This is a genomic window from Marinobacterium sp. xm-d-564 (genome assembly GCF_013283345.1).
In the GTDB taxonomy this organism is placed as follows: Bacteria; Pseudomonadota; Gammaproteobacteria; order Pseudomonadales; family Balneatricaceae; genus Marinobacterium_E.
Map to the genome: position 1 here is coordinate 113251 of NZ_WBYO01000002.1, position 13871 is coordinate 127121.

Consider the following 13871-nt stretch of genomic DNA (forward strand, 5'->3'; position numbering starts at 1 on the left):
GGGGTGAATCGGATCACTGCCGCATGATAAAGCCGATGACAGGCTGAAGGCCTGTCACCATTTAGTTAGTCAAAGCCGCTTTGGCGCATTTGCTCATGCGCGTATCGGACTCGTTATGAAGAGTGCACCAGGCTTGGTATTGGCTGAGGAATACTTGGCCAGTCAGTTCGTTTAGGAAATGACTCTTCTTAAGCTGATCCATTACCGGGCCTTTTACCTCTGACAGGTGGAAGCAGACGCCAAAGTCTTTGAGTCGCTGGTTAATCGCCTCAAGGGACTCTAGGGCTGACGCATCAATCAGGTTGACGGCTGGGCACATCAGAACAAAGTGCTGGACCCCTTTTTGTTGGGCAATCAGGTCATAAACACGGTCTTCTAAATAACGCGCGTTAACGAAGTAGAGGCTCATGTCGATACGCAGTGTGATGATCTTCTCATCGTACTCCACCTCAAAACGATCGACGTTACGGAAGTGCTCTGTACCGGGAATTCGGCCGACAATCGCATCGTGTGGCTTACTCGTGCGCTGCAGAAACAGTGCGATCGATAAGGTCACACCGGCGATGATGCCTGCTTCTACACCGACTAACAGCGTCAGCAGTATGGTTGCCAGCATTGCCATGAAGTCAGGCTTCGAGTAGCTCCAAGTGCGTTTTAGGGCGCCGAGGTCGACCAATGACAGAACGGCAACAATAATGGTTGCGGCCAGTGTCGCTTTGGGTAAGAAGAATAGAAGCGGTGTTAGGAAGAGGGTAGCGACTGCAATACCCACTGCTGTGAATGCGCCCGCTGCCGGTGTCTCTGCGCCGGCATCAAAGTTGACAACGGAGCGAGAGAATCCACCTGTCACTGGGAAGCCGCCAGATACCGCTGAACCTACGTTGGATGCGCCTAGGCCAATCAACTCTTGGCTGGGATCAATTCTTTGACGACGCTTTGCTGCCAGTGTTTGTGCAACAGAGACTGACTCAACAAAACCGACAATACTGATCAGCATGGCTGAAATGAGCAGTTGTTGCCAAAGTTCTGCATCAAAATGTGGCAGTGCAAACTCGGGTAGTCCTGTTGGAACGATACCAACGACTTTGACCCCCTCAAGCTCTAGGCGGTAGTAGTAGGTCGCAAAGGCTGTGGCGGCTACAGCCAAAACAGGTCCCGCTTTGGCAATGACATCAGCCAGTTTTGAGTTCATCCCGGTTTTAAGCAGAAGTGGCTTTAAGCTCTTACGGGTCCAGAACAAGAAGGCTGTCGCAGAGACGCCGATAATCAGAGTCGGGATGTTGGTGTCTTCTAGGTGAATGATGATTGAAGAGAGAATGTCATATAGGTTGTGGCCAGACGCGTTGATGCCAAGAATGTGTTTTAGCTGACTGGCGGCGATGATCAGTCCAGAGGCGGTAATAAAGCCGGATATCACCGGGTGGCTGAGCAGATTGGCCATCGCGCCCAATTTGAAAAAGCCCATCAGTATTAGCAGGGTGCCCGAAATGAGCGCCAAAGCACCGGCAGCAGCAATATAATCGGTGGTGTTGGCAAGTCCGAGGCTGCCTAAAGCGGTCGCGGTCATCAGGGAGACAACCGCAACTGGACCAACGGCTAAGGTACGGCTGGTTCCGAAAATAGCGTAAGCGATCAGTGGCAATATACTTGCATATAGCCCCACCTCTGGCGGTAATCCAGCAAGCAGAGCATAGGCCAGTGATTGCGGAATCAACATGATCGTTACAATCACTGCCGCGATAAGATCATTGGTCAGCGACAGTTTATTGTACGATTTTGCCCAGTCTAAAATCGGGAAATAGTTCTTCAAAGTATTAATCCTGAAAAGCAGAAAACGCTGCTTTACTTCTGACGTGCCTCGATTCGCGCTTTAATTCCGTTAAGGTCATACCCAGCATTAGCGGCGGTATCGATAATCGCTTGTGCCTCCTGTCTTGACCCTTCTGCCATGCCCCATAGCATGGTGCAGCGAGTACCGGTGCGACAAAAAGCGAAGATCGGGGTTTGCGCGGAGGCTAAGAACTGATCAAATGCCTCAACATCTTGGTCGCTGATGTTGCCAGAGATAACGGGCTGAGAGACGTAGGTTAACCCCAGCTTCTGACACTCCATTTCAATCAGTGCTAGATCGGGTTGATCCTCGCTCTCGCCGTTTGGTCGGTTGCAAATAACGGTTTTAAAGCCTGCTTCAGCAATGGCTTTAATATCTTCAATCGCTACTTGAGGTGACACGCTGATTGAATCTGTGAGTTTTCTTACATCCATGAAATGTTTCCTTAATTAGAAAAGGTCTACCGGAATTTTTAGGTAGCGCTGACCGTTCTCTTCAGCGGGTGGCAGATGACCAGCACGCATATTGACTTGAACCGATGGCAGAATCAGGCGAGGCATATCAAGTGTTGCATCACGTGATTCACGCATTTGTATAAAGTCAGCCTGATCATGCTCTACGCTAACGTGAATATTGTGCTGACGCTCTTCACCGATGGTGGTTTCAAATTGGTACTCATCACGACCAGGTGCCTTGTAGTCATGACACATAAAGACACGGGTCTCATCCGGTAGGGTGAATAGCTTCTGAATCGACTGGTAGAGGGTTGTTGCATCGCCCCCAGGAAAATCGCAACGCGCGGTTCCGTAGTCAGGCATGAATAAGGTGTCACCCACAAACAGAGCGTCACCGATTAAATAGCTCATACAAGCAGGGGTGTGTCCGGGTGTGTGGATCGCTTTTGCAGCGATTGAGCCGATATTAAATGACTCATCATCTTTGAATAGATGATCAAACTGGCTGCCATCACGTTCGAATTCTGTACCGGCATTAAACGCTTTGCCGAAAACATCTTGTACTACAGTGATGTGATCACCAATGGCTAAGGTGCCGCCCAGTTGATCCTTTAAATAGGGTGCTGCAGATAGGTGATCGGCATGAACGTGAGTTTCAAGAATCCATTTGGTCTGCAGTCCCTCTTCTTTTATGTAGGTGATGATTTGATCGGCTGATACTCGATCAGTTTTACCTGACGCGTAATCGAAATCGAGAACGGAATCGATAATTGCACACTCTTTCGTTTCAGAGTCTGAAACAACGTGGCTGAAGGTAAAGGTGGGTTCATCAAAGAAGGTTTTAACGATAGGCTGCATTGGATGCTCCATCTAGCTTTTAAGGTGCAATTAACGGTCTGTCTAGACTTTAGTTATATGCTTATAGCTTAAGGTAAGTATCCTACTCTTAATTTGCGAATTGTCAATTACGACGGGGGATGTAAAGGGGATTTATTCGAAGGTGTAGAGTCTAAGAATTAAAATGAATTCAACAGCTCTAAAACAAGTGATTGATCGGTTGCTGACATCTTGTCGACCTTGAATGATTCGGTAATCTCAGTGATCAATTGAGCTAGATTCAGTTTTGCATCTTGGCTATGAAGTAGATCGATATGCCCCCTGATATAGGAGATCGCAAACAGCTGATCAGGGTTGTCCAGTGAGACGGTTTCAAGCTCTAACAGTTGATCGGATAGGGTCTTTAAATCAATCATAAAATTCCACGGATTTTAAGTTAAGAAGGTGCTCTTTGCCGTCTGCATCGATTCGGATTAAACGTATGGTGAGGTAGTCGAGCTCTTTTGCCATCCAGATAAGAGTCGTATGCTGTTGGCCGGCCCTAACCAGTTGCAATTTTTCACATAGAAAAGTTCCTGCAGGGGTTTTCAGTAACTCCTCGCCAAGCCGATTAAACTGATAGCTCTTGATCTGCCCACCATCAGCGATTCTATAGTCAAGTTGTTGCCGCCCTGACTTTAAATCTTCTCTGAGTTGAAGCTGGTAACTGAGCCTATCTTGAACTGCACTCTCCCAAGGTTGATTCCAGGGGTCCCCATTGACCAGTGTCGTAATTCGGCCTCCAGCCTCATCAAAGTCAACTGAGATAGAGCGTGAGCGACCAAACAGACTGCGCTCGTAGTTGTATAAGAGCGGTGACCACTCACCATGACTGAATTTGAGCTCGCTGGTTTCGCTCTGCTTGGCCATAAACGCTGAGGCTCTGTTGGTAAATCGCCAGGTTCCTGTGGAGGTTTTAACGAGCTCTCGTGTCGCAGTCACCGGAACATCAATTAAAAGATCGATGTTGGCACTGTAAGAGGCTTTAAAAGGGGTAGGTTGAGCAAAGGATGGGCCGATAAGAAGTATCGATAACAGTGCTACCCAACTTCTCATCTTCCCATTAATCCTCATTTACACTCGGTAAAGGTAGCCTGTTTCACCCAAAGGTGATCCGTCTAGAAAGACTCGGTTGTTCTCTAGAGTGATGCGTTCAGAGGCAAACCAAGAGACTGCAAGTGGGTAGATTTTATGCTCTAGCTGATGCACTTTTTGGATCAATGAATCAACAGTGTCGCCTTGCTCGATGTCGGTAGCAGCCTGAATGATGGCAGCTCCGCCGTCCAGCTCTTCTGAGACAAAGTGCACAGTACAGCCATGCTCTGTATCGCCAGCCTCCAATGCTCTCTGATGGGTGTTGGTGCCTTTATATTTAGGCAGAAGAGAGGGGTGGATGTTAAGAAGTCGACCGCTGAAGTGCTGAACAAATTCGTCTGTCAAGATCCGCATGAAGCCAGCCAATACCACGAGGTCCGCTTGCCATGCATCGATCTGCTCCATCAGTGCACTATCAAACGCAAGGCGTGAATCGAAATGGGTATGATCAACCACAGCTGTCTCTATACCGGCTTTTTTAGCGCGCTCTAAACCATAGGCTCTCTCTCTGTTTGAGAGCACGCCAACAACACGGCAGTGCTGGTCGTTGGCGGTAGCATCTATGATGGCTTGTAGATTCGATCCCGACCCTGAGATTAGAACTACAATGTTCTTCATCGTTAGTGGCTCATACCTGCCAGCTCAACTTGCTCGTCGCCCGCGGCAGCGTTTGCGATAGAGCCGATCAACCAAGCCTCTTCGCCAGCGGCTGATAGGATCTCAATGGCCTTATCAGCTTCGCTGCCAGGAACACAGATCACCATGCCAACGCCACAGTTTAGGGTGCGGTACATCTCTGTTTGATCAACGTTGCCGCCGGCTTGAATCCAACGGAATACTTCTGGAATCTCCCAGCTATTGGTATCGATCACCGCTTTTGCGCTCTCAGGAAGTACGCGTGGGATGTTCTCTAGAAGGCCACCGCCGGTGATGTGAGACAGAGCGTTAACCTGTACCTTCGAGATCAGCTCAAGAACCGATTTAACGTAGATGCGAGTAGGTTCCATCAGTGCATCTGCGAGCGTACCCTTACCCATTGGTTGGTTTAGGTCAGCGTTAGACACTTCAAGAATTTTACGAATCAGTGAGTAACCGTTTGAGTGGGGACCCGATGAACCCAGTGCGATTAGAGCGTCACCAGCTTGTACTTTAGTACCATCAATGATCTCTGATTTCTCGACAACGCCAGTACAGAAGCCGGCTAGATCGTAATCGTCGCCTTCGTACATGCCTGGCATTTCGGCTGTTTCACCACCAACCAGTGCGGCACCGGCCAGTTCACACCCTTTACCAATACCGGATACAACGTCTGCTGCCATATCGACATTCAGTTTGCCTGTTGCGTAGTAGTCAAGGAAGAATAGAGGCTCTGCACCAGCAACGACTAGGTCATTAACACACATAGCCACCAAGTCGATACCGATGGTGTCATGACGGCCAAGATCCATGGCCAACTTCAGTTTTGTGCCGACACCGTCGGTGCCCGAGACTAGAACTGGCTGGCGGTAACCCTCTGGGATTTCACACAGGGCACCAAAGCCACCCAAACCGCCCATCACTTCTGGACGGGCTGTGCGTTTAGCAACACCTTTGATTTTCTCGACAAGGGCGTTACCTGCATCGATATCGACTCCAGCATCTTTGTAGCTGATTGAAGGGGTATTGGTATTGCTAGACATCTGTGTTTAACCTCAGGGGTGAAAGCGAATTTAATAGGTTGTGAATTCTATCAGTTTGCGCACCGCTGAGCTATTGTGTGTTACAGTTCTTAGCAAATTTAGCGATGATTTTTTCTTAGGTTTTTTGATGTCTCGCCATTTAATGAAAATCAAGGTTCTAGTTCTAGCTTCAGCTCTACTGACTTGCTCAGTGAGTGCGGTGGCTAAAGATCTACTATTGTGGCCAGTTGATGGGCGCGAATCGCCGGTCAAAGCTGAGCAAGAGAGTGCTCGTTGGGTGCAATTCTTGGTCGAAAAAGGTCGATCTGAATCCATCTCAGTCGCACTGCCCAGTGAATTTGGCGTCGGGCCACTGTTCTACCCTCAACTGGTTCAGGGGCAATCCATTGATGAAACACTTCAGCGCAGTGCAGCTGGCACCGGTAATGGTGCGGCAGTGCTCGTGCAATTGAACGAGGGTGGTATCAATTGGCGTTTTATTAAAGAGGGCGTAGGTCAAAATCTTCGCACTTCCGTGACCAGTGATGGGCTTGCCTTGGGTGTCAGTTGGCTAAAAATGCAACTGGACTTAGAGGAGGGTCCGGCCATTGATGAGCGCTCCACCGCTGATGAAATAGTCGAGCAGCCAAATGTTAACACCGCAAAAGTTGAATCGATTAAACCGGAAAGGGTTGAAGCTCCAACGGCTCAGGTAGATCAGGTTGCGGCTCCCGTTATCTCTGCTGTTGAATCCGCTGCACCCGTTTTACCCACACAGAGTTCTGAGATTGTTTCCAGTAACTATCAACACAGTGGTCATGAGATCAGCGTGACAGGACTGGATGATCTCTCCTCACTGTTACGAGTGACAGGTAAACTACGTGAGACAGAGGGTGTTAAATTTTTGTATGTGTCACAGATGAACGACGTTGAAACTCGTTTAGTGGTGGGTTCTGATCTCGGGCTTGCCGAACTGAGTGCTCTATTGGTTGAGCAATCTTGGTTAGAGGAGACGGGTATTGATGCTTACCAGTACAAACCCTTTCAGCTGGAAGAGCCAGCAACCCTTGAAGCCTTATTAGAGCCTTTGTCTACTGATAGTGATGCTACTCTTGTGCCTGAGGCAGAAATCACTCCATCAATTGAAGAAGTGATCGAATAATGCAGCAGCGTTGGTTTATTCTCTCAGTTCTAATTGTTATCACAATCCTTCTATATCTATTGGCACCGGTGTTAAGTCCCTTTGTGGCAGGTGCTCTATTGGCTTACATTTCAGACCCTATTGCTGATCGATTAGAGGCAAAAGGCATGGGCCGAACCCCGTCTGTCATTGTTGTATTTACCTCCTTAGCACTTGTTCTGGTAGGCGCATTACTTCTGCTGATTCCGCAGTTGTCACATCAAATTCAGATTGTGGCGCAGCGAATTCCAGTGGTTATCGAACTGGTTAACAACGAGCTGATCCCTCTGATTGAAGCCAACTTAGGTCTGTCCATTGCTAAACCGGATCTGGCTAAAATTACAGCCGTGTTGGCTCAACACTGGCAGAGTACCGGTTCAATCGCGACCGCTCTAATTTCCTCTATTACACAGTCTGGATTGGCTATTGCTGCTTGGTTAGCCAATCTGGTGTTGATTCCAGTAGTCACTTTCTATCTGTTGAGAGATTGGGACAAGATGGTCGCAAACATCGCTGAGTTGTTGCCAAGAAACTTGGAACCTAAAGTCTCTATCTGGGCAAAAGAGTGTGATTTTGTACTGGGTGCTTTCATGAAAGGGCAGTTAGTGGTCATGCTGGTGCTGGGTGTTATCTATGCGATCGGTCTGGCACTTCTCGGGGTAGATCTTGCTCTACTGTTGGGATTAATTGCAGGGTTGGCGAGCATTGTCCCTTACCTTGGCGTGATTATTGGCATTCTATCCTCTTCGGTTGCGGCTTATGTTCAGTTCCAAGATCCGACCATTCTTATCGGCGTGGCGGCGGTCTTTATAGTCGGCCAACTGCTGGAAGGTATGGTTCTGACCCCGAAACTCGTCGGTGATCAGATCGGTCTTCATCCGGTTGCGGTTATTTTTGCAATCATGGCGGGTGGTCAGCTGTTTGGCTTCATTGGTGTGTTGTTGGCGCTGCCGGTGGCAGCTATTATTCGCGTGTTATTGTCACATCTTCACAGTGGCTATAAACAGAGTTCGCTTTACCATCACGCAGTTGATCAGGATGAACCGTCAGTCTGATGTCTCTCTCATCACAGAATACTCCTCAGCAACTCCCTTTAGGTGTTCAGCTTCGCAGTGACGCTAAGCTATCTCGTTTTGTGCAGTCCCAACAGAGTGCATTAATACCAGCGTTAAAGGGTTTGATTAATAGACAAGAGAATCAGTCTCAAGAGTCCTTTGTCTATTTATACGGTCGTGAGAATACCGGTAAGAGTTATCTTCTTCAGGCGCTCTGTAATGAGGCGGAGCTTCTTGGTATTTCGGCGATCTATCTACCACTGAGTCAAACCGATGAATTGTCGGTAGAGATGCTTGAGGGGTTGGAGCATTTTCAGCTGGTCTGTTTGGATGATGTCGGCGCTGTAATAGGAGATTCAGCTTGGCAAGAGGCGCTGTTTCATCTATTCAATCGCATTCGGGACATTGGCCACTCACTGCTGATCAGTGGTGACGATTCCCCCGCAAACAGCCAAATTGAGCTTCAAGACCTTCGTTCACGCTTAGCTTGGGGGCTGGCTTTCAAGCTCGAGGCTCTCTCGGATGAGCAGAAGCGGGAAGCGATTCAGCAAGAGGCTGCTGCTAGAGGCTTGGTGTTGGCTGCTGAGGTCGCACAGTATCTACTGAATCATGGTGAGCGAGATCTTTCGAAACAGTATGAATACCTTGATCAGTTGGATCGAGCCTCATTGCAGGCGCAACGAAAACTGACCATCCCCTTTGCTAAACAGGTGTTGGGTTGGCTGTGACGCTGCAACGTCTTTTTGATCACCCTGATTTTATGGCTATCTACAAGCCGATAGGTGTTGGGATGCACTCTGAGTCTGGGGAGATAGGTCTTCAGATTATTGCTGAGCAACAGTTTGGGTTAAAACTTTGGATGGTGCACCGCTTAGATAAGGTGACATCGGGCGTGCTTCTGTTCGCTAAACATGCCGAGGCAGCCGCAGAACTATCAAAGCTGTTCAGTGAACAGTCCATTCAAAAAACTTATCTCGCCCTAAGCCAATCCAAGCCGAAACGAAAGCAGGGTCGCATCAAAGGCGATATGGTAGCGGCGCGCAATGGAAGTTATAAGCTGCTCAAAACTCAGTCTAACCCGGCAATCACTGACTTCTTTACACTCTCTGTTGAGCCAAGTGTTCGCCTCTTCGTCTGTCGACCTAAAACCGGTAAGACTCACCAGATTCGAGTCGCCCTGAAAAGTGAAGGTGCTGCAATACTCGGTGACCAGCGGTATGGTCAGCCTGCTGATCGAACCTACCTGCACGCTTGGCGTATTGAATTTCAGTATCAAAAAGAGAGTTTTCAGATAGAGGCAGCCCCTCTAGAAGGTGAGTGGTTTAACAAAAACACCTTTATCGACAAGCTGAAACAACTTGAAAATAGCGACTATTGGCCAGAACATTGGCTTAAGAACCAGAATTAATGAGATTTAAATTATGAGTGATGATCGAGTCATTAGAGATTTTACACTGCGCAGCAAAGAGGATCGTGAAGAGCTAATGCTGCATACCTGGTGCGATCATTGTCAGAAAGTGGATCTGGGTATGAGTGACCCTGTTGAATACGAACTGCATGGTATTATCTTTCTGGAAGGGAAGTGCCAGATGTGTGGAGAGGTTGTTCTGACTGAGATTACAGACGATGAATTCTGATTACCTTGATCGATTCGCAGGTATTGGGCGCCTCTATGGCACTGATTCACTCGAAAAGTTTCACAAGACTCATGTTGCCGTTGTCGGTTTAGGTGGCGTTGGCTCCTGGGTGGTAGAGGCGCTTGCCCGGAGTGGTATCGGTGAGCTTAGCCTCATTGATCTAGATGAAATTTGTGTCTCAAACACGAATCGCCAGATGCATGCGGTTAGCTCAAATTTAGGTGCCTCAAAAGTTCAGGTGATGGCGGATCGTGCGCGCGAGATTAATCCCGATTTAATTATTCACGAGCATGAGTGTTTTGCGACGCAAGATAATCTTACTGACCTATTGGTTGAGCCGATTGATTATGTCGTCGATGCCATTGATAGTGCCGGTGTTAAAGCGGCAATGATTGCGTACTGCCGTCGCCGCAAGATTCCGATCGTTACCACCGGCGGGGCTGGTGGGTTGATTGATCCGCTTAAAATTGAAGTTGCTGATCTAAGTAAAACTCAGCACGATGCGCTGGCCGCTAAGGTTCGTTCAATATTGAAACGTCATTTCGGGTTCAGTCGAAGCGGTAAACGATTTGGTGTCGAGTGTGTCTTCTCGCAGGAGCAGGCTAGGTATCCACAGTTGGATGGATCTGTCTGTGCAACAAAAAACTTTGGTGAGAGTGATGTGCGTTTAGACTGTTCTGGAGGATTAGGGGCAGTTACTTCAGTCACGGCTGCGTTCGCAAATGTTGCGGTAAGCCGAGTGTTGATCAAGATGAGTGAGCGAGTCGCCCGAGAGAGAAAACAGGCCGATCAGAGCAGAGCCTGACCGGCCAAAGAGCAATATGCTTTGGAGGCTTAAGCAGCCTGAGTTAGACGTGCTAGCGCTGATTCACGAGTTGTGCGAAGTTCGCTAACAAAAACACGGCTTAGACGTTTGCTTGTAGTGTCAACCAACTCAGCCAGTGCTTGGCTGCGAAGTGCTTGAGCTTCTTTGATTGCTGCTTCTAGATCTACAGTTGCGTATGTGTAAGGCATGTTCATTTCCTCTAATTCGTTTCGCTGTTCAATTTGTGATCATACTAAAGGTGTATAAGCCTCTCGACAAACGATCCTTTTTTGATTTATTGTTGAGTTAAATTCACTTACAGGAATCTTCTATGCGACGCTTACCACCACTTAATGCTCTTCGTGTGTTCGATGCTGCTGCCCGCCATGGTAGCTTTAACCGCGCCAGTGAAGAGCTTTGTGTCACGCCATCGGCGGTTAGCCATCAGTTGAAGTCACTTGAAGAGTTTTTAGGTGTTGAGCTTTTTAAACGTGAGAAGCGAACCATTTCGTTGACGGCTGCAGGGGAGCGTTATTTACCCTCGGTGCAGATAGCCTTAGACGAACTGGAGCAGGCGACACGCAGATTGGTTGCAGCGCCTAATACCAACGTGGTGAAGGTGAGCATCGCGCCAGCCTTCTTAACACGTTGGTTGGTACCACGCATCACGCGTTTTCAAGAGCGCTTTCCTGAAGTTGAGCTTCGAGTTGAATCTTCGATTGAGTACATCGACTTTGATAACTCCGAGACTGATATGGCTGTCTATTATGGTACTGGCCATTGGAAAGGCATCGAGTCGCATATGATGCGTAATATCTTTCTGACACCCGTCATGAGTCCCAAACTCCTTGAGGGTAAAGATCCACTCAACACACCCAAAGACATGCTAAACCACACTTTGATTAATGTCTCAGGTCGTAGTCATGAGTGGACAAAGCTGCTCCAAGAACAGGGGATCTCCATCACTGAGATAAACAAAACCATCTCCTTCTCCAGCACCTCGTTGGCGGTATCGGCGGCATCAGAAGGGATCGGTATAGCACTGGCAGATACTGCTCTGTTGGGCAGAGAGCTAGAGAGTGGTCGCTTAATCGCGCCCTTTGATATCAGTTTGGATAGCCATAACGCTTTCTATCTGGTCTACCGCAAGAATCATGGACTAACGCCTGCAATGATGGCTTTTCGTGACTGGATTCTGGAAGAGATGCAAGCGGATATCGATGCCGCTAACGTTGGAAACTAGTTTCAATGCAGCGTATTAAGCCACTCCTGACGGCGTTGTTAATCATTCTGCCGCTGGGCGTCAGTGTCTATCTTTTGCAATCGGTGTTAAATGGCTTTTTAGAGCGAGATCCCATAACAACGGATTGCGATGTTAATTTGGAGACCTGCCTAATTGAACTCCCGTCCGATAGCGAGGAGAGCAGGGTGCTGAGCCTCAGCATGAATCCCAAACCGGCTAAATCGCTGGTACCTCTGACATTCAGCTTTACAGTCGATGGGCAACAACCCGAGAGTGCTTGGCTCGATCTGCAAGGGACTACGGAGTATATGGGTATCAACCAGACACCGATTAAATTCAATGGTGAGAGTTGGTCGGGAGTCACCGAGCTTTCAGTCTGCACGACGGGGTTAATGGTCTGGAAGGCTCGCTTGATCATTACCGAACAGGATGGCGAGAGTTATCCCGTCGATTTCTTTTTTGAGGCAGAGTGATTTTTTGGTGGAGCCATATCGAAGATGTGGCGATCTTTTCGGTGACAGGCCTTCAGCCTGTCATCCGCTAGTAGGCTTTACTACCTTTCTGGAAGACGTTGAGAGAGTGGATGTCAGGCTAAAGCCAGACACCGGTGCTACTAGCAAAGTTATAATTAGTACCAATCGCGGCCTTTTCAAGACCGCTCCAACAGTGCCGAACTCGAATCTCGTGCCGATTTGTCCACGTCCGATCGAGAGTGAGTACGATGGTTTTTCACGGTTAAGAGTTCAATCGGCTGAGGCCCGGATGGCCGAAGTCTGCAACGGAGGCAGGAGCCGACTTTGCAGTGTCCTATTGGACTTCAGTGAAAAATCATTGAACGGAGCGTGCCGCAGGCCGAGTGAGCGTGGTCAGTTTTTGGGTACTTTTTGCTGACCAAAAAGTGCCAATGGCCAGCCTTTAGGCTGGGTATTCGCTTTAAACATTTATGCCATAAAAAAGCCCCGCACTGCGGGGCTAAAAAGGAATCTTCAATCGATGAAAAATGAAGAAAACGAACACAAGGGATTTGTTCGTTACCTAATCCATTAGGCATGGATTAAATATAAGTCTTATTTGTGCGGTGCACAATATGTAAAAGCTGATTTTTAAGTCAACTTATTTATAAGACTCAATCCTGTATGCTGCGGTGCGGAATAAGGCTACTCTTCGATAATTAGATTGCTCTTTCTGAATGGGTGTGCGGCATAGGTGCCCATGACGCGAACCTCTTTAGCAAAGAAATGAAGCTCTTGTAGGGCTAGCTGCATGGCTGGCTCTTGAGGGTGCGAGGCTACATCTAGGTGGAAGCTGGTGACCTGCATCGTATCCGAAGCCATGTAACTTTCTAGCTTAAGAATGTTCAGGCCATTAGTGGCAAAACCACCCAATGCTTTATACAGCGAGGCTGGGATATTTCGAGCGGTGAACAGGATCGAGGTCATGAACTCTTTGTCAGCATCGTATTCCGGCACCTTACTGTCACGTGCCAGAATTAAGAAGCGCGTGGTATTACCTTCGACGTCTCTAAACCCCTCTTTGACGATATCTAAACCATAGAGTTCTGCAGCAAGTGAAGAGGCGATAGCGCCTAGCTCTGGATCTGGATTCTCTGAAAGATCCGACGCAGAGCCTGCCGTGTCAAGTGCCGCGATAGGTTCAAGTCCTAGTGCTCGAATGTTGCCATCACACTGTGCCAGCGCCTGGGGGTGTGACCAAACACGTTTTAGCTGCTCAACTTTAGTGCCCGGAATAGCGAGTAGGCAGTGATTAACCGGCTCAAAGTGTTCAGCAATGATGTGCAGTTGAGTCTTAGGCATTAAGCGGTAGATCTCTTCGACACGACCGGCAGTGCTGTTCTCAAGTGGGATCATCGCTAAACGCGCTTCACCACGTTCAACCATAAACATTGCATCAGCAAAGCTCTCACATGCGTGTGCCTCCAATTCTGGGTGGACACGGGTACAAGAGAGGTGAGAGTAGGCACCAGGAACACCCTGATAAGCGATTTTTGCGGGTAGGTCTGTCATATCAACTGCTTA

17 protein-coding genes are annotated in these 13871 nt (G+C 48.4%); 8 read left to right on the forward strand and 9 right to left on the reverse strand.

The genetic code is table 11. The annotated features are described in order from the left end of the window. Positions 1-61: 61 nt before the first annotated feature. The 7 genes from XMD564_RS02840 to purM form a co-directional block, all read right to left on the reverse strand. Positions 62-1819, reverse strand: a complete 1758-nt coding sequence (locus tag XMD564_RS02840) for a sulfate permease (protein ID WP_173481655.1) — start codon at positions 1817-1819, stop codon at positions 62-64. A 23-nt stretch (positions 1820-1842) separates the two neighbouring features. After that, complete coding sequence (locus XMD564_RS02845) at positions 1843-2265, reverse strand: TIGR01244 family sulfur transferase (protein WP_173481548.1); 423 nt, start codon at positions 2263-2265, stop codon at positions 1843-1845. Positions 2266-2280: 15 nt separating this feature from the next. Then, on the reverse strand, positions 2281-3144 hold the full coding sequence (locus XMD564_RS02850; RefSeq protein WP_173481547.1) for an MBL fold metallo-hydrolase: 864 nt from the start codon (positions 3142-3144) through the stop codon (positions 2281-2283). A 158-nt stretch (positions 3145-3302) separates the two neighbouring features. After that, on the reverse strand, positions 3303-3539 hold the full coding sequence (locus XMD564_RS02855) for a YfcL family protein (RefSeq protein ID WP_173481546.1): 237 nt from the start codon (positions 3537-3539) through the stop codon (positions 3303-3305). Next, positions 3532-4218 carry a DUF3108 domain-containing protein gene (locus XMD564_RS02860; RefSeq protein ID WP_173481545.1) on the reverse strand — a complete coding sequence of 229 codons (687 nt, stop codon included), beginning with the start codon at positions 4216-4218 and terminating at the stop codon, positions 3532-3534. Before XMD564_RS02860 ends, XMD564_RS02855 begins: the two co-directional genes overlap by 8 nt. 18 nt (positions 4219-4236) lie before the next feature. Continuing rightward, positions 4237-4875: a phosphoribosylglycinamide formyltransferase gene (gene purN, locus XMD564_RS02865; protein WP_173507759.1), complete on the reverse strand. Its 639-nt coding sequence runs from the start codon at positions 4873-4875 to the stop codon at positions 4237-4239. 2 nt (positions 4876-4877) lie between these two features. Next, the gene (gene purM / locus XMD564_RS02870) at positions 4878-5936 is read right to left on the reverse strand and encodes a phosphoribosylformylglycinamidine cyclo-ligase (protein ID WP_173481543.1); all 1059 of its coding nucleotides are present in this window, start codon (positions 5934-5936) and stop codon (positions 4878-4880) included. A 127-nt stretch (positions 5937-6063) separates the two neighbouring features. Between purM and XMD564_RS02875 the strand changes: the two genes are divergently transcribed. From XMD564_RS02875 to tcdA, 6 genes are read left to right on the forward strand one after another with little or no spacing between them, the layout of a single operon-like run. Further along, positions 6064-7077 carry a hypothetical protein gene (locus XMD564_RS02875; protein ID WP_173507760.1) on the forward strand — a complete coding sequence of 338 codons (1014 nt, stop codon included), beginning with the start codon at positions 6064-6066 and terminating at the stop codon, positions 7075-7077. Further along, a complete protein-coding gene (locus tag XMD564_RS02880; protein ID WP_173507761.1) occupies positions 7077-8150 on the forward strand; it encodes an AI-2E family transporter in 1074 nt (357 codons plus the stop codon). The genes XMD564_RS02875 and XMD564_RS02880 overlap by 1 nt, the downstream gene beginning before the upstream one ends. After that, positions 8150-8878, forward strand: a complete 729-nt coding sequence (gene hda, locus XMD564_RS02885; RefSeq protein ID WP_173507762.1) for a DnaA regulatory inactivator Hda — start codon at positions 8150-8152, stop codon at positions 8876-8878. Before XMD564_RS02880 ends, hda begins: the two co-directional genes overlap by 1 nt. Then, positions 8875-9558 carry a TIGR01621 family pseudouridine synthase gene (locus XMD564_RS02890; protein ID WP_173507763.1) on the forward strand — a complete coding sequence of 228 codons (684 nt, stop codon included), beginning with the start codon at positions 8875-8877 and terminating at the stop codon, positions 9556-9558. The genes hda and XMD564_RS02890 overlap by 4 nt, the downstream gene beginning before the upstream one ends. A gap of 13 nt (positions 9559-9571) precedes the next feature. Continuing rightward, the gene (locus tag XMD564_RS02895; RefSeq protein WP_173507764.1) at positions 9572-9787 is read left to right on the forward strand and encodes a hypothetical protein; all 216 of its coding nucleotides are present in this window, start codon (positions 9572-9574) and stop codon (positions 9785-9787) included. Continuing rightward, entirely contained in the window at positions 9777-10592 is an 816-nt protein-coding gene (gene tcdA, locus XMD564_RS02900) for a tRNA cyclic N6-threonylcarbamoyladenosine(37) synthase TcdA (protein WP_173507765.1), read from the forward strand. Before XMD564_RS02895 ends, tcdA begins: the two co-directional genes overlap by 11 nt. A gap of 29 nt (positions 10593-10621) precedes the next feature. Here tcdA and XMD564_RS02905 read toward each other — a convergent pair whose 3' ends face one another. Further along, the gene (locus XMD564_RS02905; RefSeq protein WP_173481536.1) at positions 10622-10801 is read right to left on the reverse strand and encodes an RSP_7527 family protein; all 180 of its coding nucleotides are present in this window, start codon (positions 10799-10801) and stop codon (positions 10622-10624) included. 122 nt (positions 10802-10923) lie between these two features. Between XMD564_RS02905 and gcvA the strand changes: the two genes are divergently transcribed. Next, entirely contained in the window at positions 10924-11835 is a 912-nt protein-coding gene (gene gcvA / locus XMD564_RS02910) for a transcriptional regulator GcvA (protein ID WP_173481535.1), read from the forward strand. A 5-nt stretch (positions 11836-11840) separates the two neighbouring features. Continuing rightward, on the forward strand, positions 11841-12308 hold the full coding sequence (locus XMD564_RS02915; protein ID WP_173489119.1) for a hypothetical protein: 468 nt from the start codon (positions 11841-11843) through the stop codon (positions 12306-12308). Between the two features lie 684 nt (positions 12309-12992). Here XMD564_RS02915 and XMD564_RS02920 read toward each other — a convergent pair. Next, positions 12993-13859, reverse strand: a complete 867-nt coding sequence (locus XMD564_RS02920; RefSeq protein ID WP_173481533.1) for a prephenate dehydratase — start codon at positions 13857-13859, stop codon at positions 12993-12995. Positions 13860-13871: the final 12 nt, after the last annotated feature.

Coding starts and splice junctions, on each gene's coding strand:
- XMD564_RS02845 (WP_173481548.1), bottom strand. CDS start 2,265: ATGGATGTAAGAAAACTCACAGATTCAATCAGCGTGTCACCTCAAGTA.
- XMD564_RS02850 (WP_173481547.1), bottom strand. CDS start 3,144: ATGCAGCCTATCGTTAAAACCTTCTTTGATGAACCCACCTTTACCTTC.
- XMD564_RS02855 (WP_173481546.1), bottom strand. CDS start 3,539: ATGATTGATTTAAAGACCCTATCCGATCAACTGTTAGAGCTTGAAACC.
- XMD564_RS02860 (WP_173481545.1), bottom strand. CDS start 4,218: ATGAGAAGTTGGGTAGCACTGTTATCGATACTTCTTATCGGCCCATCC.
- purN (WP_173507759.1), bottom strand. CDS start 4,875: ATGAAGAACATTGTAGTTCTAATCTCAGGGTCGGGATCGAATCTACAA.
- purM (WP_173481543.1), bottom strand. CDS start 5,936: ATGTCTAGCAATACCAATACCCCTTCAATCAGCTACAAAGATGCTGGA.
- XMD564_RS02875 (WP_173507760.1), top strand. CDS start 6,064: ATGTCTCGCCATTTAATGAAAATCAAGGTTCTAGTTCTAGCTTCAGCT.
- XMD564_RS02880 (WP_173507761.1), top strand. CDS start 7,077: ATGCAGCAGCGTTGGTTTATTCTCTCAGTTCTAATTGTTATCACAATC.
- hda (WP_173507762.1), top strand. CDS start 8,150: ATGTCTCTCTCATCACAGAATACTCCTCAGCAACTCCCTTTAGGTGTT.
- XMD564_RS02895 (WP_173507764.1), top strand. CDS start 9,572: ATGAGTGATGATCGAGTCATTAGAGATTTTACACTGCGCAGCAAAGAG.
- tcdA (WP_173507765.1), top strand. CDS start 9,777: ATGAATTCTGATTACCTTGATCGATTCGCAGGTATTGGGCGCCTCTAT.
- XMD564_RS02905 (WP_173481536.1), bottom strand. CDS start 10,801: ATGCCTTACACATACGCAACTGTAGATCTAGAAGCAGCAATCAAAGAA.
- gcvA (WP_173481535.1), top strand. CDS start 10,924: ATGCGACGCTTACCACCACTTAATGCTCTTCGTGTGTTCGATGCTGCT.
- XMD564_RS02915 (WP_173489119.1), top strand. CDS start 11,841: ATGCAGCGTATTAAGCCACTCCTGACGGCGTTGTTAATCATTCTGCCG.
- XMD564_RS02920 (WP_173481533.1), bottom strand. CDS start 13,859: ATGACAGACCTACCCGCAAAAATCGCTTATCAGGGTGTTCCTGGTGCC.